At 63.5% G+C, this 24,564-nt stretch carries 22 protein-coding genes; 13 read left to right on the top strand and 9 right to left on the bottom strand.

The window, feature by feature from the left end; all coding sequences use genetic code 11:
- Positions 1 to 19 precede the first annotated feature (19 nt).
- The gene (locus tag V8V93_RS08465) at positions 20 to 1,603 is read left to right on the top strand and encodes a sigma-54-dependent Fis family transcriptional regulator (protein ID WP_338669922.1); all 1,584 of its coding nucleotides are present in this window, start codon (positions 20 to 22) and stop codon (positions 1,601 to 1,603) included.
- Between the two features lie 76 nt (positions 1,604 to 1,679).
- Here the strand turns inward: V8V93_RS08465 and V8V93_RS08460 are convergent, their stop codons facing one another.
- Entirely contained in the window at positions 1,680 to 2,228 is a 549-nt protein-coding gene (locus tag V8V93_RS08460; protein ID WP_338669921.1) for a hypothetical protein, read from the bottom strand.
- A gap of 255 nt (positions 2,229 to 2,483) precedes the next feature.
- Between V8V93_RS08460 and msrB the strand changes: the two genes are divergently transcribed.
- From msrB to V8V93_RS08445, 3 genes are all read left to right on the top strand, one after another.
- Positions 2,484 to 3,617 (top strand): peptide-methionine (R)-S-oxide reductase MsrB, encoded by a 1,134-nt coding sequence (gene msrB / locus V8V93_RS08455; protein ID WP_338669920.1) that lies wholly within the window; start codon positions 2,484 to 2,486, stop codon positions 3,615 to 3,617.
- Between the two features lie 118 nt (positions 3,618 to 3,735).
- On the top strand, positions 3,736 to 4,518 hold the full coding sequence (locus V8V93_RS08450) for a substrate-binding periplasmic protein (RefSeq protein WP_338669919.1): 783 nt from the start codon (positions 3,736 to 3,738) through the stop codon (positions 4,516 to 4,518).
- Between the two features lie 3 nt (positions 4,519 to 4,521).
- Entirely contained in the window at positions 4,522 to 4,983 is a 462-nt protein-coding gene (locus tag V8V93_RS08445) for a DUF6790 family protein (RefSeq protein WP_338669918.1), read from the top strand.
- Positions 4,984 to 5,016: 33 nt separating this feature from the next.
- On the opposite strand, the gene V8V93_RS08440 is transcribed toward V8V93_RS08445, so the two are convergent.
- The 3 genes from V8V93_RS08440 to V8V93_RS08430 all read right to left on the bottom strand — a co-directional run bounded on the left by V8V93_RS08440 (position 5,017) and on the right by V8V93_RS08430 (position 8,803).
- Positions 5,017 to 5,856, bottom strand: coding sequence for a hypothetical protein (locus tag V8V93_RS08440; RefSeq protein WP_338669917.1), 840 nt, complete (start codon positions 5,854 to 5,856; stop codon positions 5,017 to 5,019).
- A gap of 383 nt (positions 5,857 to 6,239) precedes the next feature.
- The gene (locus V8V93_RS08435) at positions 6,240 to 6,422 is read right to left on the bottom strand and encodes a hypothetical protein (RefSeq protein ID WP_338669916.1); all 183 of its coding nucleotides are present in this window, start codon (positions 6,420 to 6,422) and stop codon (positions 6,240 to 6,242) included.
- Positions 6,423 to 6,523: 101 nt separating this feature from the next.
- A complete protein-coding gene (locus tag V8V93_RS08430; protein ID WP_338669915.1) occupies positions 6,524 to 8,803 on the bottom strand; it encodes a cysteine synthase in 2,280 nt (759 codons plus the stop codon).
- Between the two features lie 138 nt (positions 8,804 to 8,941).
- On the opposite strand from V8V93_RS08430, the gene V8V93_RS08425 reads away from it, so the two are divergent.
- From V8V93_RS08425 to V8V93_RS08405, 5 genes are all read left to right on the top strand, one after another.
- Complete coding sequence (locus tag V8V93_RS08425) at positions 8,942 to 10,711, top strand: motility associated factor glycosyltransferase family protein (RefSeq protein ID WP_338669914.1); 1,770 nt, start codon at positions 8,942 to 8,944, stop codon at positions 10,709 to 10,711.
- Positions 10,712 to 10,809: 98 nt separating this feature from the next.
- Positions 10,810 to 11,007 (top strand): hypothetical protein, encoded by a 198-nt coding sequence (locus tag V8V93_RS08420; protein ID WP_071546473.1) that lies wholly within the window; start codon positions 10,810 to 10,812, stop codon positions 11,005 to 11,007.
- A 53-nt stretch (positions 11,008 to 11,060) separates the two neighbouring features.
- Positions 11,061 to 11,681: a phosphatase PAP2 family protein gene (locus V8V93_RS08415; RefSeq protein ID WP_338669913.1), complete on the top strand. Its 621-nt coding sequence runs from the start codon at positions 11,061 to 11,063 to the stop codon at positions 11,679 to 11,681.
- A 1-nt stretch (position 11,682) separates the two neighbouring features.
- On the top strand, positions 11,683 to 13,302 hold the full coding sequence (locus V8V93_RS08410) for an ArnT family glycosyltransferase (RefSeq protein ID WP_338669912.1): 1,620 nt from the start codon (positions 11,683 to 11,685) through the stop codon (positions 13,300 to 13,302).
- Positions 13,303 to 13,370: 68 nt separating this feature from the next.
- Entirely contained in the window at positions 13,371 to 14,021 is a 651-nt protein-coding gene (locus V8V93_RS08405; protein ID WP_338669911.1) for a BON domain-containing protein, read from the top strand.
- Positions 14,022 to 14,481: 460 nt separating this feature from the next.
- On the opposite strand, the gene V8V93_RS08400 is transcribed toward V8V93_RS08405, so the two are convergent.
- On the bottom strand, positions 14,482 to 15,405 hold the full coding sequence (locus tag V8V93_RS08400) for a Gfo/Idh/MocA family oxidoreductase (protein WP_338669910.1): 924 nt from the start codon (positions 15,403 to 15,405) through the stop codon (positions 14,482 to 14,484).
- Positions 15,406 to 15,536: 131 nt separating this feature from the next.
- Between V8V93_RS08400 and lpxB the strand changes: the two genes are divergently transcribed.
- Genes lpxB through V8V93_RS08385 form a run of 3 tightly spaced genes read left to right on the top strand, consistent with a single transcriptional unit; the run spans position 15,537 to position 18,772 of the window.
- Positions 15,537 to 16,685: a lipid-A-disaccharide synthase gene (gene lpxB / locus V8V93_RS08395; protein WP_338669909.1), complete on the top strand. Its 1,149-nt coding sequence runs from the start codon at positions 15,537 to 15,539 to the stop codon at positions 16,683 to 16,685.
- 39 nt (positions 16,686 to 16,724) lie between these two features.
- Entirely contained in the window at positions 16,725 to 18,413 is a 1,689-nt protein-coding gene (locus tag V8V93_RS08390) for a glycosyltransferase family 2 protein (protein WP_338669908.1), read from the top strand.
- Between the two features lie 35 nt (positions 18,414 to 18,448).
- Positions 18,449 to 18,772, top strand: coding sequence for a hypothetical protein (locus V8V93_RS08385; protein ID WP_338669907.1), 324 nt, complete (start codon positions 18,449 to 18,451; stop codon positions 18,770 to 18,772).
- A 316-nt stretch (positions 18,773 to 19,088) separates the two neighbouring features.
- On the opposite strand, the gene V8V93_RS08380 is transcribed toward V8V93_RS08385, so the two are convergent.
- Genes V8V93_RS08380 through V8V93_RS08370 form a run of 3 tightly spaced genes read right to left on the bottom strand, consistent with a single transcriptional unit; the run spans position 19,089 to position 21,635 of the window.
- A complete protein-coding gene (locus V8V93_RS08380) occupies positions 19,089 to 19,889 on the bottom strand; it encodes a sulfite exporter TauE/SafE family protein (RefSeq protein WP_338669906.1) in 801 nt (266 codons plus the stop codon).
- Between the two features lie 13 nt (positions 19,890 to 19,902).
- Positions 19,903 to 20,919, bottom strand: a complete 1,017-nt coding sequence (locus V8V93_RS08375) for an alpha-hydroxy-acid oxidizing protein (protein WP_338669905.1) — start codon at positions 20,917 to 20,919, stop codon at positions 19,903 to 19,905.
- A gap of 2 nt (positions 20,920 to 20,921) precedes the next feature.
- Positions 20,922 to 21,635 carry a FadR/GntR family transcriptional regulator gene (locus tag V8V93_RS08370; RefSeq protein WP_338669904.1) on the bottom strand — a complete coding sequence of 238 codons (714 nt, stop codon included), beginning with the start codon at positions 21,633 to 21,635 and terminating at the stop codon, positions 20,922 to 20,924.
- Positions 21,636 to 21,874: 239 nt separating this feature from the next.
- Between V8V93_RS08370 and V8V93_RS08365 the strand changes: the two genes are divergently transcribed.
- Complete coding sequence (locus tag V8V93_RS08365; protein ID WP_338669903.1) at positions 21,875 to 23,224, top strand: APC family permease; 1,350 nt, start codon at positions 21,875 to 21,877, stop codon at positions 23,222 to 23,224.
- A gap of 129 nt (positions 23,225 to 23,353) precedes the next feature.
- Here the strand turns inward: V8V93_RS08365 and V8V93_RS08360 are convergent, their stop codons facing one another.
- Positions 23,354 to 24,547: a metallophosphoesterase gene (locus V8V93_RS08360; RefSeq protein WP_338669902.1), complete on the bottom strand. Its 1,194-nt coding sequence runs from the start codon at positions 24,545 to 24,547 to the stop codon at positions 23,354 to 23,356.
- Positions 24,548 to 24,564 lie beyond the last annotated feature (17 nt).

Raw genomic sequence — 24,564 nt, 5'->3', positions numbered from 1 at the left:
AACTCCCAGAGAAAGTAGAATGGCAACCAACACACAGGACCACTCCGATGATCTCAGCTACCTGCTCACGCTGAAGACCATTCAGGAGACCTTGAGGAAGGAAACGACCCTTGAGGAATCGCTCAACGCGCTCCTGAAAACCCTGGCCCTGGACATGGAATACGTCCGGGCGTTCATGGTCATCATGGACCCCAAGACCGAAAACCTGAAGCTCTCGCTGACCTACAGCCCAGCCCAGTCCGACGACGTGACCTATTCGCCGGGCCGGGGCATCATCGGCCGGGTCTTCGACTCGGGCCAGTCCATCAGCGTACCGCGCATGTCCGACGACCCCGAGTTCCTGAACAAGGCCTTCGGCCGCAGCGAGGAGGAACTCCGCAAGCTCGGCTTCATCTGCGTGCCGGTCATCAACCTGCGTTCGGACGAGGCCGAGGTCATCGGCGCGCTGTCCGTGGACGTCCCGCTCATCCCGGCCGACGACATGAAGGCCCACCGCGACTTCCTCGAAGTGGTGGCGGGCATCATCGCCGGGCACGTGGCCCAGCTCCAGGAGGAAATGGCCACCCAGAACCACCTGCTCTCCCAGGGCCTCATGGCCGGGGGAGCGGAAACGGCCCCGCCCAAGGACTTCGTGGCGGCCTCCAAGGCCATGCGCCTGGTCCTGCGCCAGTCCACCCAGGTGGCCCCGAGCCGGGCCACGGCGCTGTTGCGCGGCGAGTCCGGCACCGGCAAGGAACTCCTGGCCGAGGCCATCCACCAGGCCAGCCCGCGCGCGGACAAGCCGCTGATCAAGCTCAACTGCGCGGCCCTGCCGTCCGAACTCATCGAATCCGAGCTGTTCGGCCACCAGAAGGGCGCGTTCACCGGCGCCTTCCAGACCAAGCGCGGCCTGTTCGAGGTGGCGGACCAGGGCACCCTGTTCCTGGACGAGATCGGCGAGCTTTCCCTGGACGCCCAGGCCAAGGTCCTGCGCGCCATCCAGGAAAAGGAGATCCAGCGGGTCGGCAGCGAACAGACCATCACCGTGGATGTGCGCCTCATCTGCGCCACCCACCAGCCGCTGGAAGAGCTGCTGGAAAAGGGGCTGTTCCGCGAGGACCTGTACTACCGTATCAATGTCTTCCCGATCTTCATCCCGCCTTTGAAAGAACGCCGCGAGGACATCCTGCCTCTGGCCGAACACTTCCTGGCCGATTTCACCGACGAGTACGGCAAGGAGGTCAAACGCATCTCCACCCCGGCCATCGAGCTGCTGGTCATGTACCACTGGCCCGGAAACGTGCGCGAACTGAAGAACTGCATGGAGCGCGCGGTCCTGCTCTGCGAGGAGCAGGTCATCCGCACCTACCACCTGCCGCCGACCCTCCAGTCGGCCGAGAGCTCGGCCACGGGCACCAACCTCTCCTTCGGCGAGGCCGTGGCCAAGTTCGAGCAGGAGCTGCTCATCGACTCGCTCAAGAAGACCGGCGGCAACATGCTGCAATCCGCCCGCGACCTGCGCGTGTCCTACCGGATCGTCAACTACAAGGTGAAGAAGTACAACATCGACGTGAAGAAGTACTCGCAGACCAAGAAAAAGACCAAGAAGAAGCTCGAGGTCTAGCTTCGGCGCGACAACGACACAAAAAAGGCGGCCCGGATGATCCGGGCCGCCTTTTCATTTACCTTGCCGACAGGGCTTATTTGAAGGAGCGCGAGAACAGCTCTTCGAGCGCCTTCTTGCCGTTGTCCTCCAGGAAGCGGGTGCCGGTGCCGGTGAAGTGTCCGGCGGAGATCACCGGGGCGTCCACGGCCTTCCAGGCGCCGTGTTCCCACTTGGACCAGGCGTCCTTGGCCTGGTCGAAGACGAACAGGTCCTTGTTGCAGATCTTGGCGAACTCCGCGCCCCAGCCGGTACCGCCCTTGACCGTGCCGTCTTCCAGGATGGTGCCGACCACGAAGATCTGCTGGCTGGCGTCCACCTGCCACATGATGGTCTGCAGGACCTTGCGCATCTTCTCCGCGTTGGTGAACTTGCGGTTCAGCAGCCGGGACACGTAGGTCAGGCTGACGTCCTTCTGGGTCAGTTCCTCGTCGGTCAGGACGCGCACGCCGCGGGTGCGCTCGATGCGGTGGCCTTCGAAGGTGTAGTTCACTTCGGACAGGCCGTGGTATTCGGCGAGCTTGCCGAACTGATTCTCGGCACCCTGGGCGCCGCCGCTGAAAAGAGTGTAATTCTGGTTGGGCATGGTCTCTCCTTGATGTGATTGAATGCGAAATTCGGTCGCGGCCCTGAGCCTGATACGGGTACTATGCACATCCCGCCGCCGCGAAGCAATGCCACTTGCCCCAAAACAAGTCAAAAATCCACCCTTTTCCGGTAAAAAATAACGATTCACGAATTTTTCGGGCGTCGCCCCATGGCCCGCCCGCATTGACTTGCGGGGGATCGTGTCTATTTTAATTTAATAACGACTATCATTGTCACCCCTGGAGGTGATCACATGATTCGCAAGCTTGCATATCTTACCCTGACCGGCGCCCTGCTTTTGGCGCTGGGGTTCGGATTGAGCATATATTCGTCATCGGAGGAAAAGGCCATGGCTGACAACGGCAATGCGAACTATGAGATAGCCACCCTGGCGGGCGGCTGCTTCTGGTGCGTGGAATCGGATATGGAAAAACTGCCCGGCGTGATCAAGGTGGTCTCCGGCTACGCGGGGGGCAACGAACCCAACCCGACCTACGAGCAGGTCTCCAGCGGGTCCACGGGCTACCGCGAGTCGGTCCAGGTGACCTTCGATCCCGCGCGCATCAGCTACGCCGAGGTCCTGGACCACTACTGGCGGCACTTCGACCCCACCGACTCGGGCGGCTCCTTCGGCGACCGGGGGTTCCAGTATACCTCGGCCATCTTCTACCACAATGCGAAGCAGCGCGAGATCGCCGAGGCCTCGAAGAAGGCCCTGGACGAGTCCGACCGGTTCGACAGTCCCGTGGTCACGCCGCTCATCGAGTTCACCACCTTCTACCCGGCCGAGGCCTACCATCAGGATTACTACAAGCACAATCCCGTGCGCTACAAGACCTACCGCTACTTCTCGGGCCGCGACCGGTTCGTTGACGACCACTGGGGCGACCAGGCCGACGACGTGATCGAGGCCGCGCGCGACAACGCCCTGGTCACCGGGGCCAACAAGGCCTTCGTCAAGCCGGACGACGCCACCCTGAAGAAGAACCTCACACCGCTACAGTACAAGGTCACCCAGGAGGAAGGCACGGAACCGCCCTTTGACAACACGTACTGGAACAACCACGACGAGGGCATCTATGTGGACATCGTCAGCGGCGAACCGCTCTTTTCGAGCACGGACAAGTACGAATCCGGCACGGGTTGGCCGAGCTTCACCAAGCCCTTGGTGCCGGGGAACATCGTGGAAAAGGAGGACCGCTCCCTCTTCTCGGTGCGCACCGAGGTACGCAGCAAGGCTGGCGACAACCACCTGGGCCACGTCTTCGACGACGGCCCGCAACCCACCGGCCTGCGCTACTGCATGAACTCGGCCGCCCTGCGATTCGTCCCCAAGGACAAGATGCAGGCAGAGGGCTACGGGGAATTCCTGTATCTGTTTGACTAACTGCAGCGTACCGCGCAGCAACCACACGGGGAGCCGTTCCGAAAGGGACGGCTCCTTTTTCATATTGCACCTTCCTCGTAGCCCCGACAGGTGATAGATGTAGGGACGAGGAGCCTTCATGACCCGATCTAGAATCATCTTCGTCCTGCCCGCCCTGCTGTTGTTCGCCGCACTCGTATTCGTTGGCAAATTCGTCCTGGCCGAGCGCCCGGAGCTGCTGGTCTGCGATGTCTGGCCGCCCTACACCATCAAGACCGCCGAAGGGATGTCCGGGCTGTCCGTGGAGGTGATCCGGGCCGTGTATGCCCGGCTGGGCGTGGAGGATGTGAAGATTCTCCCCCTGCCGTGGAAACGGGCCCTGGACATGGCCCGCTTCGGCGAGGCGGACGGCCTGTTCTCGGCGAATTACACCCCGGAAAGGACGGTCTACTTCAACTATCCCGACGAGCCGCTGCTGGAATCCCCCTGGCTCGTCTGGACGCGCCGGGGCACGACGGTCCGGTCGCTGGACGACCTCAAGGGGAAGAGGATCGGCGTGGTTCTGGGATATAGCTATACCCCGGAATTCTGGAATTTTATCCAAACATACTGTACCGTGGAAGAAGTCTACAGCGACGCCATCAACTTCCGGAAGCTCGCCCTGGGCAGGCTGGACGCCACCGTGGCCGATCTCGGCAACGGCCTGGTCCTGGCCGCGGCCGTGGACGGCGGCATCCACCCCAACCCCGGCTACGAGATAAAGCGGGACGGGCTGTACATCGCGTTCAACAAGAAGCGCGTCAGTGAAAGGTTCGTGAAGCGCTTTTCCAACGCGCTCAAGAAGTTCAAGACGACCGAGGCCTACAAGGCCTTATGGAATAAATACATGACCCAGCACCGGAACGATCAACCAGGAGAGTGAACCATGTACGTCGTCTATCTGGCCGTTGCCGCCGTTATCTGCGCCTTCCTGAACTGGATGTTCACCGACGCGCCTTTCTTCGCCACGCTCCTGGCCTGGCTCCTGGGCGTCCAGGTCGGCTTGGGCGCGCTGTGGGCCTTCCTCGGCCACTACTACAAATCGGACCAGGTCGCCGCCTACATCGGCTGGCGGCCCGGCAGCCCGTTCCAGAAGGAGGTCGCCTTCGCCAACCTGGCGCTGGGCGGCTGCGGCGTCCTCGCCTTCGGCCTGCGCCACTCCCCCCTGCGCGACGGCTTCTGGCTCGCCACCATCCTCTTCGCCACCTTCTTCCTGGTCGGCGCCTTCACCGTCCACGCCGCCGACCTCCGAGTGGGCGGCAACAAAAAACCCGGCAACGCCGGGCCCGTGTTCTTCGCGGACATCTGCATGCCCGTGTTGCTGTGGATTTTGTATTGGTTGCGGTAAGGCCTAGTTGGGATTCGCAAACACCCAAAAAAACTAACTCCATGGTGACTCTGCAATTTCGCACCACTTTTTTATTATCGCCAATTCACCACTATGCAATATCAAGTACTCTTTCGACAATTCCCATAATTCGGAATAATCACGGACCAACCTACATATACACATCAGAATTGTATTTAAAGCAACCCGACATAGTCTCTTCTGCTGGGCAACATCTCCATGAGCGCTATATATCTGTAGTGATGAAAGTTGTCCTGAGTGAGAAGAGTCACACATATAGCTATATGTATCTGCAAAACCTTTTGATAATTTTGCATCTTCTATTATTTTTTTCCAACCAGGTCTTACATTCGACCCATTGTTAATTTTATTTAAAATTTTATTCTTTTCCACATCGCACAAAGAATTATAGAATGTGTTATTTTTCAATCTGTCTAACGCACCATCAAGTTGTGTTCTCTCAGACTCTAGCACACGCCTTCCTTCCTCCGTAATTGGCGAAAAAGAAAGACGAAAATTCATTGCGGCAATTCTCCAGCACAAAATCTTATACTCTCTTTCACTTTCACTCTTCACATCGACAAATAGCCACCAAGTGTACAAATATGCTTCCAGCACAGATCTAGATATCACATTTATTGATGTAAAATCACATGATAATATCAATCTATCTTTATACACTACAAATTTATTGTCAGTATATAACTTCAAAGCCGACACAGCCTGTAAAATGATTTTACTCGTCAAGGACTCAAAATCGCCCCAAATTTTAATACGTCCTGTATCTTGCCCTTTATTGACATCCCAAACCTTGATTAAAGTATGAAGAGCCGACTTATAATCGTTTAAATTTTGTTGGAATTGAATAGTCATAACGTCCACAACCCCTCCTTTTTTACACCCATAAGAACTACCTAAATAAACAACCAAAAGGCAAGCATGTAGACCTAAAGGCAAGAAGAGGGCCGCCCTTCCAGGCGGCCCTCTTCTTTTCCATATCGCAAATTTTCCCTACGCCTTGAACACCCTCGGCGCACCGCGGTGTCTTCCACGCGGAATCCGGCTGCCGCGATCTTATCCCTCAACTCGTCCGACAAACCAAAGTCCCTGGCCTCGCGTGCCTTCTGCCGGTCCGCGACCATGCCCTGGACCGCCTTGGGCGGGGTCGAGGATGGCCCTATGTTCACCGGAGCAAAGAAGGACACTCCATCACTCGACTGGCTGACAACTCGACATGCACGAGCCGACAAACCAACTCACGAAGACGGCTTGGCCTCCTCCAGCACCCGGAGCATGGCGTTGAAGACGCTGGAAGGGTTTTCGTTTCCGGCTCCGGCGGATTCCAGCGCGACGATGTAGGCCAGGATACAATCTTCGGAGACGCCTTTTTGCTTCAAATAGGTCAATGCCGCTTGAACGCTGTCCGTATTGACTGACATGGGATGCAGACCTCCTGAGTCTTTATTGCGACCGTACCCCAGAAACGAGAAGAGGACCACCTTTCCGGCGGTCCTCTTTATTCTCTTATCGTAAATAATCCCTACGCCTTGAACACCCTCGGCGCACCGCCGGTATCTTCCATGCGGAATCCGGCTGCCGCGATCTTGTCGCGCAGTTCGTCCGACAGGGCGAAGTCCTTGGCCTCGCGCGCCTTCTGCCGGTCCGCGACCATGCCCTGGACCGCCTTGGGCAGGTCGCCGAGGGGGACGGGCATTTGGGCGGGGTCGAGGATGGCGAGGATGGTGTCGAGGGCCTTGAGCTCATCGAGACAGGCCTTGGCCGCCGCGCCGGTGAGCTGGTTGTCGGCGGTCCACTGGTTGACCTGCTTGATGAACTTGAACAGGGCGGGCCAGAAGTGGTGGAGCTTGAGGCCTTCGTCGAGTGCGGTCTTGAAGGCCGCCTTGACGTCGAAGACCGCCTGCTCCACGTCGGTGGACACCGCGTCGCCGCGCGCGTCGAGCGCGAGCGTCAGGGCCACCGCGCCCTCCTGGATGCGCCGCCAGTTGCGGGCCCACATGGCCAGGTTGTCTGCGGAGGCGCACAGGGTCTTGCGGGTGGCCACGGACAGCAGCCACAAGCGGGCCGCGCGAAAGCCGCCGAGCTTTTCGGCCACCGTGGCCAGCGTCTCGCCCTCGGCGTCCGAGGTCTGCTGGCAGACCATCCACGCCTGGGCCTCGCGTCCGGCCGTGGACCAGATGGCCCGCAGGTTCTCCAGGTGCGGAAAGCGATGCTTGTCCGAGCCGATCATCACGTCGGTGCGGTTTGATTCGTCGAGCGCCATGGCCGCGTGCTGCAAAAACCAGCTCGGGCGCACGTTGCCCCACTGGGTCTCCAGGACCTCGCCGCGCTTGAGGTCCATGAGCGAGGCCCTCTTCAACAGCGTGAAGTCCAGCGGATTGTCCTTGACGTAGGCGTCCAGGTCCACGGTGCGGCCGCCGGACACCTTGTCCATGTCCACCGTGCCGATCTCGCCGTACCGTTTATCGCGGAACACGTCGAAGTAGACGCTGCGCAGCTTCTCGTAGGCCAGCCCCTTGCCCAGGAGCTTTTTGCACAGGGAAAGCGCGGTCTCGTTGCTGTCCGAGGACAGGGGAAATTTCAGGGCATCGGACAGCCCCATGGCCCGGCCGCGCGCCAGGATGGCCTCCCGCCGGTCGGCGGCGAACGACGCCCGGTCCGAGTCCGCCTCGCGGGCGGCTGCCAGGGTGCGGTCGTCCATGTCGGTCAGCCCGGCTACGCCCTCGACCTTGACGCCCCGCCCGGCCAGATGCCGTGCGAACACGTCGAGCAGGGCCAGCCTGCGCCAGGAGTCCAATCCGTCCGGGTTGTCCAGGCTCGGGCCCATGGTGTACACGCCCAACCCCGCGCCGGTGTTGAGCATCTTGTCCGCGCCCGAGGCCATGTCGAAAATCGTCACCCCGCTGCCGGACCGCTGGCGGTAGAGATGGGTGGACAGGTAGCGCTCGCCCGAGTCCGGGAAGATGACCACGATAAGGCCCCCGTCCAGCCGCTCGGCCACTTGCAGCGCCCCGCCCAGGGCCGCGCCCGAGCTCATGCCCGCGAAGATGCCCTCGTGCCGGGCCAGCCTGCGGCAGTTCTCGAAGGCGTCCTCGTCCTCCACGTGCAGGACCTCGTCCAGGGCGTGCTTGTCGTAGATGCCCGGGGGGTAGGATTCGAGCATGTTCTTGAGGCCCTGGATTTTGTGGCCCGCGTAGGGCTCCACCGCGGCCACGTAGACGTCGCCCATCTCGTGCAGCCGCTTGGCGATGCCCATGGCCGTGCCCGAGGTGCCGAGCGTCATGACGCAGTGGGTCACCTTGCCGCCGGTCTGGTTCCAGATTTCGAGCCCGGTGCCCATGTAGTGCGCCCGGATGGAGGCCGGGTTGTTGTACTGGTCCATGAGCACGTACTTGTCCGGCTCCTCGCGGGCGTAGCGGTAGGCCTGTTCGATGGCTCCGTCCGTGGCCAGATGGCCCGGGGTCAGCTCCAGCTCCGCGCCGTAGGCGGCCATGATCATCTTGCGCTCATCAGAGGCCGTCTCGGGCATGAGCAGCTTGATGCGGTAGCCTTTGATGGCCGCGACCATGGCCAACCCCACGCCGGTGTTGCCCGAGGTGGCCTCGATGATGATCTTGTCCCTGGTCAGCTCGCCCGACTCCTCGGCGGCCTCGATCATGGCCGCGGCCACGCGGTCCTTGATCGATCCGCCGGGATTTTGGCTCTCGATCTTGGCCAAAATCCTGACGTTCGGATTGGGATTGAGGTGGCGTATCTCCACCAGCGGCGTGTCGCCGATCAGCTCAAGCAGGTTCTTGTTCATCGTAGCGCCCTGGAATCATGCGGGTTGGATTCTGAATGGATGCCCGCACCGTAGGGCAAAAACAGCCTTGGCGCAACTGGCATGCAATCTGCATTTTCCCGTCCGAACCGTCATTTTTTGCGCATGCGAGGCCGCACCATGAATCCGTATCCGTTCCTGAAAGACAACATCGAATACCTGCAACGTACCGGGAACCCCATTTTCCAGTGGCTGTCCACCCGCCCGTTCAATGAGGAGATGCTCAAGACGCGGCTGTACCGCAACGACTTCGGCCTGCACGACTGGCGCATGGACAACGGCAAGGGGCTGTTCGAATCCCTGCCCCCGAAAGGACTGTACGGCAACTGGCTGCACCCGGAAAAGGCCGGGACCTCGGCCACCTTCGTGGTCGGCTGCAACCTGGGCTACGGCATCAACCACCTGTTGACCAACACCCCGGACACCCACAAGGTGATGCTCCTGGAGCCGCGCTCGGAGATGCTCCTGGCCTGCCTGGGCCAGACCGACTACCGGCCGTTCTTCGAGAACAAGAAGTTCCACCTGCTGGTCCCGGACGAGCGCTTCCTGTCCGAGGTGGTCCGCAACCTGGACCTCCAGTTCATTTACGGCCAGATCCACCTCAAGAGCGACATCCCCAGCCGCCAGCTCGGGCCGGAATACGCCCGCTGGGCCACCTGGCTGAAGAACAAGCTCGAAAACTTCTCCCTGGAGCTGTCCACCCTGCGCCACCGCCAGGACATCATGGTCGGCAACGAGATCGACAACTTTGCCAAGGCCATGCGCGACGGCAGCCTCAAATCCATGGAAGGCCGGGGCGCGGGCGTGGGCGCGGTCATCCTCGGCGCGGGTCCGTCGCTGGAAACCATGGCCCCGCTGCTCAAAAAAAAGATGGGCCACGTGCTCTACACCTGCGCTCTGCAGACCATCCCGTCCCTGCAGAACCTCGGCATCAAGCCGCACCTGTGCGCGGCCATCGACTACGACAAGTCCATGCTCAAGATCTACGAGCGGCTGGACCCGGATTTCGTCCAGGACGTGCCCCTGGTCTATTCCACCAAGATCGACCCCATGGTCCTCAAGCGCTACCCCGGCCCGACCCTGCCCCTGTGGACCGTGGGCGGCGTCGGCACCTACGTGCTCAAGGAGCGGGACCTGGTCCTGGACGCGGGCGGCAATGTCTCGGTGACCCTGTCGCGCTTTTTGCGCTACTGCGGGGTCTCCCACCTGCTCCTGGCCGGGCAGGACTACGCCTGGATCAACGGCCAGTCCCACTCGGGCGGCCACCACAACCACACGACTTCCGAAACGCGCTATCCCTGGCACCAGACCACCCGCAACATGGACGGCGAGGAAATCCTGACCACGGTGCAGTACATGACCGCCAAGCGCGAGCTGGAGGACGACCTCAAGCAGTCCGATTTCCCGATCTTCAACCTCTACGGCGGCGGCGTGCCCATCGAAGGCACCACCGTGGTCGACGTGGACACGGCCTATTCCAAGGGCGTCCTGGCCTCGGCCCCCGGCGCGGTGGAGAGCTTCCTGCGCGACCTGAACGGCTGCCGCCACGGCACCCCGCCCCTGCGCATGGAACCGCGTTCGCCCATGTGGACCAACTCCTTGCGCAACGCCGAAAAGCACCTCTCCAAACTGTTCAAGGACCTCAGGGACAACCAGCAGAAGATCCACGAGGCCATGAACCGGGTGGAGCTGTTCATGAAGCAGGACCCGCTCTACGCCCCGTACCTGTTCAACGAAATCGTGGACATGGCCGGGCTGACCAAGGCCAAGGCCTCCTACGAGTCCAAGGACCTGGGCGAGTTCAAGCGCATCGCCAAGTCCATGCTCCGCAAGGTCCGCGAGATCGACCGCAAGGTCTGCCTGCCGCCCAGCGAGCAGGCCGTGGCCTGATTCCGGACGCGGTTCGCCAACACCCCGGCAATACGGGGGATCCATCCCCGGAACGGAAGGCTTGTCTTTGCGCCCGTTCCGTGAAATAGTGCCTCGCCATGGACGAGAAGAAACCCTTCCTGACCGAGGACGGAACCCTGGTCATCCCCTTCGAATGTTCCGACAACGCCGACAAGTACTGGAAACAGGAAGGCAAGTCCCTGACCGACATCCTCAAGGACCTGAAGGCGAGCCCCGAAGTCTGGGCCCGCTACACCCACGAACCCTACCCCCAAAACGGAGACGGCGAGTCCTAGACGCCCGCCGCGGCCCGGCTTGCCTGCCCGCTGCCGATGGCTTATAACCCCGCATGCGCTGTACTTCCCTGAAACACTGGGCGCTCTATTCCGCGCCGCTCCTGCTGGTCCTGGCCGCGCTCTGGTTCGGGTTCGCGAGCGAGGGGGACGTGGCCGCGTTCTTCCGGGACCACCGCGCGGCCCACGCCGGGCTCAAGCTGTTCATGAAGGCCGTCACCGACTGGTGCAACCCGCTGTTCTATCTTGTCTATGCGGTCATGCTCCTGACCGCCTGGCGCACCGGCAACCGCGAACGGCTGCGCTTCGTCCTGGTCCTGCTCGTGGTCCAGGGAGTGGTCGCCGGGCTGGCCGTGCATTTCACCAAGTACCTCATCGGCAGGCCCCGCCCCGGCAACGGTCCCTGGTACGAGCCCCTGTCCGGCCGCGCCGCGCAGGAGGCCCTGCCCTCGGGCCACACCACGGAGATCACCGGCTGGACCCTGCCCCTGGCCCTGCGCCTGTCGCGCTTGGCCGTCACCGCGCTGTTCGGCCTGTTTCTCGCCCTGGTGGGCTTCTCGCGCATCTATCTCGGCTGGCATCACCCCTCGGACGTATTCTTCGGCTGGCTGCTCGGCAGCGTGGGCGGTTTCGCCGCCGTGATCATCGCCGATTCCTCGCTTTTCAGGAGATCATGACATGAGCGCCCTTCGCACTCTCTGGACCCGGCTCGAAAACCACCCCTGGCTGACCATGACCCTGGCCGTGCTGGCCCAGACCTGGTTCGCCCTGAACAACCGCGCCCTGTGGTTCTCGGACGAGGTCCGCTACGCCGACGCCTACAAGAACCTGGCCGCCCACGGGAAATGGGTCGTCCTGGCCCTGAACGGCCAGCCCTACCCGGACAAGCCGCCGGTCTATTTCTGGTTCCTCTGGCTCCTGGACAAGCTGACCCCGTTCCACCAGCCCGCGGTCTTTTTCCTGGGCGCGGCCCTCTCCGGCCTGTTCTTCCTGTTCGCGGCCTACGCCCTGGCCCGGACGCTCAAGTTCGACCGGACCACCTCCCTGGCCTCCACCCTGATCCTGGTGTCCACCTTCATGGTCGCGGCCCTGCTGCACTACTCGCGCATGGACCTGATGTTCGCTGCCCTGATCATCTTGAGCCACGCCGCCTTTTACCGGGCGTACACCGAAAAGTCCGAAGGCTGGTGGCCGGTCTGGGGATTCGTCCTGGCCGGGGCCGCCACCCTGGTCAAAGGGCCGCTCGGCTTCCTGTTCCCGCTGGTCGACATCACCCTGTTCCTGGCCTTCAAGGGCGAGGCCAAGCGGCTGCTCTCCCGGCGCACGGGGATGGGCCTGCTGGCCATGCTCGGCATGCTCGCCGTCTGGATCGCGGGCGTGATCGTGGCCGAGGGGCCGGGCTTTCTGATCAACACCGTGCTCGGCAAGCAAATCCTGGAGCGGGCCACCCACACCTTCCACCACAAGGAGGCGTGGTGGTGGTATTTCGCTGCCTTCCCCCTGGCCTGGATGCCATGGACCCTGGCCCTGTTCGCCGCCCCGGTCCACCGGCTGTTCTCCCTGTCCTTCTGGGGGACCCTGTGGGGCGGACGCCGCCACGCCGGGCCCAAGGCCCTGCTCTGGATCATGTTTCTGGCCACCTTCCTCTTTCTCTCCTCCCTGTCCGGCAAAGTCTTCATCTACGTCCTGCCCATGTTCCCGCCCCTGGCCATCCTCATCGCCGACGCCCTGCGGACCATGAGCGATCCCCGCGCCAGGCGGCTGTGGACCCTGGTGGGCGGGCTGTGGGCCCTGATCGGCGCGGCCCTGCTCCTGGCGGGCGACCTCATCCCGGTCCCGGTACCCGTCCGCGGCATGGGGTTGTGCGCCGCCGTGCTCGTCCTCGGCGGCGCGGCCATCTTCGCCATGCGCGACAAGGGGTTCCGCGCCGCCCTGTTGACCTGCGCCCTGGCCATGATCCTGTGGATCTACCCGGTGGGCATGCTGGCCGCCCCGTCCCTGGACGACGCCATGAGCCCCCGGCACCAGGCGCTCGTCCTCAAGAACTACATCGAACGCGGCTACGCGCCCTTTGCGGCAAGAGTCTATTCCGGCATCTACACCTACTACGCCGGGCACGACTATCCCGAGTACGACAAGTACGACCGGCTCATCGAAGAGATGGCCAAACACGACAAAGTGGTCCTGGCCATCCGCGCCACCCACTGGAACGACATCAAGGACCGGCTGCCCGAATTCCACGTCGTCGACCGGCAGTCCATCGCGGGCCTGGTCCACGTCCTGGCCGTCAAGGGATGACTCGCCCGATAGTGTTAGACAATTTCTAGACCTTCGACTATACTCCCGGACTAATGATGTCCGATTCCTTGAGCAAGACGCTACTCGCCGTCCTCCTTTCCGCGCTCCTCTCCGGATGCGCGCTCTACCCCGCCGTACAGGTGGCGGGCGGGGCCATGACCGGCTACGACGCCGTGGTCACGGCCGACAAGTTTCTGCCGCGCGACAATGTGGAGGGCGGCAGCCTGTGCATCGTCCGCGATGCCCAGATGGAGCGGCGGCTGCGCGAGCGGCTCGAACTCAACAACATCCGCCTGTCGGCCCACGTCATCGACGCCAAGGCCTACCTGGTGGGCCAGGTGGAGAGCCGCAACCAGGCGGACTACGCCGTCCGCACCGCGGCCACGGTGGAAGGCATCAAGACCATTACCTGCAAGTTCTACCCGATTGCTCCGGCCCGGCAGGCCGCCCGCGATGCCGCGCGCGACGAGCTCCTGGGCAAGGAGCTGTCCGAGCGGTTCGGCGAGACCAAACGGTTGGACGGCTCGGACCTCCGCGTGGAGGTCATCCGCAGCCACGCCATCCTCATCGGACGCGCCAGGGACTACAGCCAGAAGACCGCGGCCCTGGCTATAGCGGAGGAGGTCAATGGTTTGGCTGATGTGGTGGATTACATCTCCGTGAATCAACCGGACGAGACACCGGCGACCGCAGAGAAAGACTCTCTGGCCAGCAAGTAAAACGGCTTCCGATAGCGGGCCATCTGCACATTTTTTTCGGCCGGGGCAACCGCAGCGTAGCCGTCTACGTGAGGATTGCCCCGGCCGGGTCTGTACCTAGGGCATAAGATCTTGTACGGCTCGAAGACTCGCCTACAATTCACTTAAAAATGCACAGCTGACCCACTCTCGAAAGCCTTGTGCCAGCGCGGTAAAAAAGCCGCTGCCGGGTGCTGACGCACCCGAATCACTCCAAAAGAATAAAAAAATTGAGACCTCCGACTCATTACTAAGTCGGAATTTTTTTATGCGCCCTGCCCGCCGGAGGCGGCGATAAAGAGTTTAGGAAGGAAAGGGGATGGGGTCCGGGGAAGGGGAAAGGGAAGCCCTTTGCAAAGGGTTCCCTTTCCCCTTCCCCGGCGCCGGAGGCAAAAGGGCCGCTCCGAACGGAGCGGCCCTTTTTATCGGTACGGTATGACGCCTAGCTGTTCAGGCTGTCGAAGAGTCGTTCGAAGGTTTTGAGGACTTCGAGGCCGTCTTCGCCGGTGATGGGCGCCGGGGTTTCGTTGCGCAGGGCGTCGAGGAAGGCGGTCAGCTCGGCCTTGATGGGTTCGCGGGCCACCACGGGCCATTCGCGCACGGAGTAGGTCTTTTCGACCTCGGAAAAAGGCGAGTATTCCGTCACGCTCTGGGCGATCAGGTCGGCGGCCACGAACCGGGACTTGCAGGCCACGTTGAGCCTGCGACCCCGGAACGGGCTCACCCAGTTGGTGGATATCTGGGCCAGAACGCCGTTTTTCATCTCGGCGGTGATCACGGCCGAGTCCTCGTGCTTGCCGAAGGTGGCCGAGGCGACCACGTGCACGTTCTTGAAGTCCGAGCCGGTCAGATAGCGGATCAGGTCGATGTCGTGGGACCCGAGGTCCTTGATCACGCCCACGTCCTGGATGCGCACCGGGTACGGGCTGACCCGCTCGATGTGCACGGAGATGAGGTCGTCTTCGAGCAGGGACTTGACCCGCTCGATGGCCGGGTTGAAGCGTTCCGAATGGCCGACCATGAGGACGGCGCCCTTTTCCCCGGCCTTGGCGACCAGCTCCGCGCCCTCGGCGGCGGTGGCGGCCAGGGGCTTTTCGATGAGCGTCGAGACGCCCTGTTCCAGCAGACGCATGCCCGCCTCGTGGTGCAGAAAGGTCGGCACGCACACGGACACGGCGTCCGGTTTCCGGTCGAGCAGTTCGTCCAGGGTGGCGAAAACAGGCACGCCGAACCGGGCGGCGACGTCCTCGCGCGCCTTGGCGTCCACGTCGACCACGCCGACCACTTCCACATCGGGCATTTCGGTGTAGTTGCGCAGATGGACGCCGCCCATCCGCCCCAGACCGACCACTCCGACTTTCAACATATATATACCCTCGTTCTAGAGTTCGCGTTGCGAGTGTCTAGTACAGGCCAACGCCTCCCATGGCAACCCCCGTGGAAACGCATATCCCGGTTCGCCTTGCGGGCCGGGCGGACATGGGCTACTAACTGTGCATGCAGACAGGCAATCCATCCGGTCCCATCTGGTTCAGCGTAGGCGAGGCCTCCGGCGATTTGCACGGCGCGGAGCTGATGAAGGCGTTTCGGGCCCTGAGCCCGGACGTCTCCTTCACCGGCATGGGCGGCCCGGCCATGGAGGCCGAAGGGTTCTCGGCGCGCCATTCCATGCGCGAGATATCCCTGGTCGGCATCACCGAGATCCTCGGCGGCCTGCCGCGCATTCTCAAGCTGCTCGGGGTGATCAAGAAGGAGCTCGTGGCCATCCGGCCCAGGGCCATCGTCCTGGTGGACTGTCCGGAGTTCAACTTCCGCATCGCCCGCATGGCCAAAAAGCTCGGCATCCCGGTATACTACTACATCAGCCCGCAGATCTGGGCCTGGCGCTCCGGGCGGGCCAACTTCCTGCGCGACTTCGTCCGCAAGGTCATCTGCATCCTGCCGTTCGAAAAGGACTTTTACTCCAAATACGGCATGGACGTAGCCTATGTGGGCCACCCGCTCATGGACGTGCTGCCGCTGGATGCGCTGGACGCGCTTCCGGTCCGGGAGAACCGCATCGGGCTGCTGCCGGGCAGCCGGACCAAGGAGGTCAGCTCCCTGCTGCCGGTGTTCGCGGCTGCGGCGCGGAGGCTTGCCGTGGACCATCCCGACCTGGAGTACGTTCTGGTCCGCGCGCCGGGCATGGACGAATTCCTGCTGCGCTCCCTGTGGCCCGAGGACATCCCGGTCTCCTTCGTCTCGCCGAAGGAGCGCTACCAGACCTTCCGGACGTGCAAATTCATCATGGCAGCCTCGGGCACGGTGACCCTGGAGACGGCGCTCATCGGCACACCGGTGCTGGTGGCCTACAAGGTCTCGCCCCTGTCCGAACTGGTGGGGAGGATGCTCGTCAACGTCCAGTACATCTCCCTGCCCAACCTCATCCTGGGGCGCGAAATCTACCCGGAGTACATCGGCAGGGACGCCTCGCCCGAGAACCTCGCCCGGACCGCCCGGTCCTGGCTGGACGATCCCGAGGCCTACGACGAAGTCAAGAACGGACTCAAGGTTCTGCGCACCATGGTCGGCGACCCCGGCGCGCCGGGCCGGGCCGCGAAGATCATCCTCGACGACCTCAAGGCCCTTGCTTCCGCGTCCGGCTGACTGGCCCAGGCCGAAAATTTCTGCTAATCGGCAAGCATTATGAACCGTTTCGCCTTCCCCCGCACCCTGCCGCCCTGCGCACCCATCGAGCCCGCCTTTGCACGCCATTTTTCCGGCTGGCAGTTGGGCATGGGGCTGCCCGAAGCCCTGGCCGGGCTGCTGCCCGGCCTGTTCCTCCTGAGCGAGGAAAACCCCGGCTGCCGGAACGCGGCCGTGGGCATGGCCCTGTGGTCCATGCAGGCCCATCCGCTCCACCCGGAGCTGGCCCGCTGGGCGGTCAAGGCGGTCAACCTCGGGCTCAAGGCGGACCGCGCCCTGGCCCGGCTCATGGCCCTGGCCGCCGACATGAAACGCCCCGAAGAGGGCGAGTCCGCGGACACCTGGTACGAACTGGCCCGGCAGGACGACCGGGGGCTGATCCTGCGCTTCCTGGCCGTGGTCCTGGGCAACCCGCAAACGGGCCTGGGCTGGCTGCACTTCATTTGGCAGGATCTCATCCACCTGGGCAGGCCGGAGATCGCCAAGGCAGCCCTGGACATGATCGAATGGCCCGAGGCCGGCCTGCCGCTCAAGGCGCGGTTCGAGGCGGACCGGGCCTTCCACTGCCTGCCGCCCGAGGAGGCCCTGCCGGTCATCGAGGGACTCGACCCGGCGGTCTGGGGACTGTGGCGTGCGTATGCTGGCGGCGAGACCCTGCTGCGCATGGGCCGCGTCGGCGAGGCCAAGGGGGCCCTGGCCGGGCTGTGGCAGGCCATCCCCTGGCACGTCAACCTGACCCTGAAGCTGCACGACCTCTTCCGTCCCACGCCCGTGGCCAAACCGGAGGACTGCGCCGAGGCGGCCGTGCTGGTCTACTCCTGGAACAAGGCGGACCTCCTGGCCGAGACCCTGGAATCCGTGCTGGCGAGCGACATCGGCCGGGCCCGCGTGTTCGCCCTGAACAACGGGTCCACGGACCACACGGACCGCGTCCTGGCCCGCGCCGCCCAGCGGTTCGGCGCAGACCGCTTCCGCATCGAGACCCTGCCGATCAACGTGGGCGCGCCCGCCGCGCGCAACTGGCTGCTGTCGTTGCCCGGGGTGCGCGAGGCCCGCTGGGCCGCTTTCCTGGACGACGACATCTTTCTGCCGGGCGACTGGCTCCTGCGTCTGCTCGGCCCGGTGCGCGGCCGCGACGACATCGGCTCCGTGGGCTGCCGGATCACCGCCGCCGTCCCGCCCTACGGCATGCAGTCCGCGGACTACAACATCTTTCCCGTGCCCCCGCGCGAGCCCGAGCCGGGCGCCCTGCCCAGCCGGGTGCCGGTCTACGACAACTGCGCCGGGACCACCGACACCGGCATGTTCACCTACACCCGGGCCTGCCTGTCCGTGTCGGGCTGCTGCCACCTGGTCAACCTGCGCTCGATTGAGCGCACCGGCCCCTTCGACCTGCGCTACACCCCGTCCCAGTTCGACGACCTGGACCGTGACCTGCGCGCGGGCCTCGACGGCACGCCCGCCCTGTACGTGGGCGGTCTGGCCGTGCGTCACGTGCAACACTCGTCCCTGGCCAAATCCAAGACCGCCCGACAGATCGGCCAGGTCATGGGCAACAAGCTCAAGCTGGACACCAAGTACTCGGACGAGGAGCTCATCCGCCTGGGCCGGGAGAACCGCGCCCTGCTGTGGCACGACCTCGAACAAAAGTCCCGCTTCCTGGTTGACCGCCTGGGCTTGAAAGCCTAATTCACGCCCATCACGTTCCGCAAAGGGAGAAAACCATGGAAGATGTCCGCGTCTACGGTGACTTTCACCGCGTCAATCAGGAAATGTTCGACAAGATCAAGGGCCTCTGCCCCTTCGAGCAGGTGGCCTACGACGGCGACGTCCTGCGCGTGGACCACGAGGGCCACTACATCCTGATCGACGACTTCATCGAGGCCATCCGCGACCTGCTGCCCGAAAACGGCTACGGCCACGTGGAGTTCATCGACCAGCTCGAATGGACCGTGACCCGCTACACCATCAAGCCCGGCAAGATCGAGGAAAAGCTCGTCCGCGTGGACAACGTCCTGGACGCCCACCAAAGAGAGAATGGCTTGTAAGAAGTCGAATTTTACCTCTCTGTCGACACAAAAAAAAGGGACTGCGTTCGCAGTCCCTTTTTTTGCGTCTCTCATCGAGCCGGGCAGAAAACCCCACCAAGGGGGCATCGTACTTTCTATGGAGCGAATCGGGCGGCAGCGCCGCCCGACAGCGGCTCTTCCCCCGCGCCCGGAATAGGCTTGGGAGAGTGGGTCGAATGTGCATTTTTCGCCGGGGGCTTTCACCGCAGCGTAGTGGGCCTACGTGAGGATGAAAGCCCCCGGCTAAAAATGTGCAGGCGGCCCGCTATCGCAAGCCGCCCGCCGTATTATTCCCTTACATAAACGCGTTCCAGAGCATGCGCGTTCCTACAAGATAGAGGAGGATGGCAAAGATGCGCTTGAGCTTGGTCACGGGCAGGCTGTGGGCCAGCTTGGCCCCGAACGGCGCGGTCAGGGTGCTGGTCACGATGATGCCGAGCAGGGCCGGGATGTAAACGTAGCCGATGTGCGGACCGGGGATGCCGGCCACGGACCAGCCGTTGACGATGTACCCGGTAGTGCCCGCCAGGGCGATGGGCAGCCCCACGGCCGCGGCCGTGGCGATGGCCGCGTGCATGGTCAGGTTGCACCAGGACAGGAACGGCACGGTCAGGGTGCCGCCGCCGATGCCGACCAGGGCCGAGAACACGCCGATGCCGCTGCCAGCGGCAAAGGTCCCGGCCTGGCCCGGCAGCTCGTGGGCGGCCTTGGGCTTGATGTTCAGAAGCATCTGCGTGGCCACGTAGTACAGGAACAGGCCGAAGAATATCTTCAGGAACATGGTGGACAGCAGCGAGGCGATCCAGGACCCCAGGTAGGTGCCGATGATGATGCCGGGGGCCAGCCGCCAGAAGGCGGTGTAGTTGATGGCCCCGCGCTTGTGGTGGGCGCGCATGGACGACAGCGAGGTGAATATGATGGTGGCCATGGACGTGCCCAGCGCGATGTGCTGAATATGCTCCACCGGGAAGTGCTGCCACTCGAAGGCGAAGTTGAGCATGGGCACGATGACCAGCCCCCCGCCGATGCCGAGCAACCCGGCCAGGACGCCGGCCACCGCCCCCAGGCAGATGTACAGGATATACGTGGTGATCAAGGTTCGGCGCTCCTTAGAAAAGGACGTTGGTGTCGATGGAGGCGATGTCCTTGCAGCCGGTCAGGACCATGGCTCCGGAGAGCTGGGCCTTGATGGTCGCGAGGTACTTCTCGACCCCTTCCTGCAGGCCGCCCACGGCGGCCACGGACACCGGGCGGCCGATGAGTACGCCGTCCGCGCCGAGCGCCAGCATCTTGAGCACGTCCGCGCCGGTGCGGATGCCGCCGTCCACCAGGATGGTGATCCGGCCGTGGACCTTCTCGGCCACGTCGGGCAGGGCCTCGGCCGTGCCGGGGGTGTGGTCGAGCACGCGCCCGCCGTGGTTGGAGACGATAATGGCGTCCGCGCCGGCCTCGACGGCCAGCTCGGCCTCGTCCGGGGTCATGATCCCCTTGAGGATGAACTTGGCGTCCCAGCCGTGGACCAGGTCGATGATCTTCTTGAGCTCGGCCACGGGCTTGGGCGCCACGGGGCGGCCCATCTGTCGCAGGGTGATCAGCCCGGCGGCGTCCACGTCCATGCCGAACTCGGTGCAGCCGGTCTTGCGCGCCTTTTCGAGCTTCTCGGCGAGTTCGTCGCCCTCCCAGGGCTTGATGAAGGGGATGCCGCGCCCGTCGTTCTTCTCGATAGCCGCGAACCCGGCCTCGTGGATGAAGGGCGGCACACCGTCGCCGGTGCAGCCGATGACCCCGGCCGCCTTGCAGCCGCCGACCACAGCGTCGATGTAGTCCTCCTCGGACACGCCGCCGCCCATGTTGAAGGACACGCCGCCGATGGGCGCGGCCATGACCGGCATGGACATGTCGATGCCGAGCAGCGAGGTGGAGGTGTCCGGCTCAGCCGCGTCGTGCAGCAGGCGCATGTTCAGGCGAAAACCCTCCAGGGCCTCCACGTTGGCCTTGAAGGACGTGCCCGTGCCCAGGCCGCCCATGCCCGGCACCTCGCCCGCGCAGGCCTTGCCGTCGCAGACCTTGCAGACCCGGCAGAAGCCTTTCATCAGTTCCCGTGCTTTGTCTTTGATTTCCTTCATCGCTATCTCCTTGAGTATGCTCCTCTTTGATTATCAAAGATGATTCTTTCAACTTCATCGAGATGTTCCCGCATGGCCCGTTCGGCCTGCATGGCGTGGCCGTTTCTGACCGCCTCGACAATGGCCCGGTGGGCGGCCAGCGAGGCCTTCTGGCGCTGGGGGGACTGGACTTCCTCGGCCCGGCTGCGGGAGAATCCCTCGTGCAGGGCCGTGACCATCTCGCGCAACACCGGGTTGCCGGAGGCCTCGGCCAGGGCCTGATGGAAGCGGTTGTCGATGCCCGCCCCGCTCTCGCCGCCTGCGATGGCCTGTTCCTGCTCCATAAGAATGGCCTCAAGCCGGGTCTTGGCATCCGGCGAACCGTTGCGCGCGGCCAAGGCCGCGATCTCCGGCTCGAGCATCTTGCGCACCTCGAACACGTCCTGAAGGGCGTGGTTCCCGGCCAGGACCGCCTCGATGAGCGACCCGCCCCTGGCCCCGTCGTCCGGGTGGCTGACAAAGGTGCCCGCGCCCTGGCGGCTGGTCAGCAGCCCGGACTCGGACAATATCTTGATCCCTTCGCGCACCGTGGTGCGGGACACGCCGAACTGCTCGGCCAGCTTGCGCTCGGCGGGCAGCCGGTCTCCGGGCTGCAACCGCCCGTGGTCGATCATCTCCCGGATCTGGGTGACGATCTCGTCGGATATGCATTTTCTGCTGACAGGTCTCGCTTCCATTCTCTGCCCCATGCGAATTGGTTGGACCAATCAGATTTAAGATATGTTGACCAACGAGTCAAGCCCCAAAGGCAAAGGGAAGCGCCGCCCGGTCGAAAAGCAGGGGAAAGGGCTGGACGTAACGCCCCCCGGGCGGTAAGGGGTCCGTGGTCCGTCGCCGCAGGAGGTGCGGTACACGGGAAGGACGGACCGTTCCCGAAACCCCACATACGGCCCGTACAGGGCGACCCTATATCATCATGAACAATCTACAAAAAAAGTACGGATTCTGGACCGCGACCGCCATGGTCGTGGGCATCGTCATCGGCTCAGGCGTATTCTTCAAGGCGGACAACGTGCTTGAGGCCTCAGCGGGCAGCCTGCCCACGGCCCTGTTCGCCTGGCTCATCGGCGGCGTGATCATGGTCGTCACGGCCTACGTCTTCTCCAAAATCGCCACCCGGATCCAAAAGGTCAACGGCGTGGTCGACTACTTCGAACAGGCCTACGGCAAGACGGCCGGATACCTGGTGGCCTGGTTCATGACCTTCATCTACTACCCCACCCTGGTGGCCGTGCTGGCCTGGGTCTCGGCCAACTACACCCAGGGGCTCATCGGGGCCGAAAGCGCCCTATGGCCGTTTGCCTGGGGCTACCTGACGGCCTTCTTCCTGCTCAACTACTTCTCGCCGGTCCTGGCCGGGCGATGGCAGGTGACCTCCACCGTGGTCAAACTCATTCCATTGGGCCTGGTCGCCGTGGTCGGAACCATCGTCGGGCTGACCAACGGCATGACCGTGGAGAACTTCACGGTCGCGGCCAGGACCGTGTCCCACGGGGGCGGTGGCCTGGCCCTGGCCACCCTGTCCACGGCCTTCGCCTACGAAGGCTGGATCATCGCCACGGTCATCAACGCCGAACTCAAGGACGCCAAGAGGACCCTGCCCCGCGCCCTGGTGGTCGGGACCATCAGCGTGGTCTGCATCTACATGCTCTACTACCTGGGCATCTCCGGGGTCCTGACCAACGAGCAGGTCCTGGCCCAAGGCGACGCCGCCCCGGTGCGGGTCATCTCCATCATCTTCGGGCGGCTCGGCGGCACCCTGCTCACGGTCTTCGTGATCATCTCCTGCCTGGGCACCCTCAATGGCCTGATCATGGGCTCGGCGCGCGGCATGTTCTCCATCGCCTCGCGCGGCATGGGCCCGAGGCCGGACCTGTTCAGCCGGGTCAACCCGGTGAACAACTGCACCACCCATTCGGCCGTCATCGGCTACCTCCTGTCCTGCTTCTGGCTCCTGGTCTGGTACGGCAACTTCGCGGGCTGGTGGGGCAGCTTCATGGACATCTCCGAACTGCCCATCGCCTTCCTGTACGTCATCTACATCTCCCTCTACGTCTGGGTCATGAAGACCTTCACCGACCTCGGCGGCTTCAGCCGCTACGCCTGCCCCTGCCTGGCCGGGGCCGGCTCCCTGTACATCATCTGGGGGGCCATCCAGAAGGACATGTTCCTGCACTTCCTGGTCCTGTCCCTGCTCATCCTGGTGGCGGGCGTCTGGCTCATGCACGGCAAGAGGCCGCAGAACCGCCGCCGCGTGCAGGCCTAGTCGGGCCACGACAAGAAAAAGGAGCCGACGCGCGCCGTTTGCGTGCGTCGGCTCTTTTTGGGGCAAATTGATCAGGTGGTAACGGCCGCTTCGCAGAGGCTGGCGGGGGAATCCACCTCGCCACCGGCGCTAGGCGCGGCGCAGGGTGTGCAGGGTGATCTCGGGACGGGTGCCGATGCGCATGGGCGGGCCCCAGTAGCCGGTGCCCATGTTCACGTAGAGATGCGTGTCCTCGTGCAGGTACGGACCGCTCACATACGTCTGGAAGAGATGGATGGCGTAATTGTACGGAAAGTACTGCCCGCCGTGGGTGTGGCCCGACAACTGGACGTCGAAGCCCGCCTCGGCGGCCGCGTACACGGAGTCCGGCTCGTGGGCCAGGAGCACGGACACGTCGTGTTCCGGCGCGCCCGACATGGCCTTGGCCGGCGAAGAGGCCTGGCCCGGCACGGTATGGCCCATGCGCAGGTCCGTGACCCCGCCCAGCAGAATCCTGCCCTTGCCCGTGTCGATGAGCGCGTGCTCGTTGACCAGGGGCCGGATGCCCAGGCGCCGAGCCTCGGCCAGCCACTCGAAGACCCCGGAATAATACTCGTGGTTGCCGGTGCAGAACCAGACCCCGTGCGGGGCATGCAGCTCGCCGAAGGGCTGGACGTCCGCCTTGAGCCCGTCCACGGCCCCGTCCACCATGTCGCCGGTGTGCACGATGAGGTCCGGGGACAGCGCGTTGACCTCGGCCACCACCTTGCGCGCCCAGTCGCCCCGGATGGTCGGGCCGATGTGGGTGTCGGAGATCTGGGCGATGGTGAAGCCGTCCAGCCCGGCGGGCAGCCCGGGCAGGCGCAGGTCGTTCTTCAGCACGGACGGTTTGCGCCGGGCGTTGTAGACCCCGAATCCGGCCATGGGCAGGACCGCCGCCATGATCACGCCGTTGGAGGCGTTGAGCAGAAAACGGCGGCGCTCCCGGTCCGGGCCGATAAAGTAAGGGAGCTTGCTGCGCCGGGTGAACAGCCGCTTCACACCCGAGGCCACGCGCCCGAACAGACTGGGGATGTCCCGGGCCAGCATGAAGACCACCAGGATGGAGATGAATCCGAGAAAGGTGAAGCCGACCCAGTCGATGGTGTCGCAGGCCAGCAACTGGAGGCGCTCGGTCCGATGCAGGACCCAGGTCAGCCGATGCCCGAACAGGAGCAGGGCCAGCAGGAACCAGAGGGTGATCTTGCGCTTGAGCCCGACATGCAGCGGATTGATCAGCCGCCACCCCAGGTACAGGACCAGGAGGGTGGAGACGGTCATGACGATGATGAACCAGTAACCCATGTATGATTTCCTTCGGG

The organism is Pseudodesulfovibrio sp. 5S69, assembly GCF_037094465.1.
GTDB lineage: Bacteria > Desulfobacterota > Desulfovibrionia > Desulfovibrionales > Desulfovibrionaceae > Pseudodesulfovibrio > Pseudodesulfovibrio methanolicus.
Note: the sequence above shows the minus strand (reverse complement) of the source record. Positions and strands in the feature narration are given on the sequence as shown.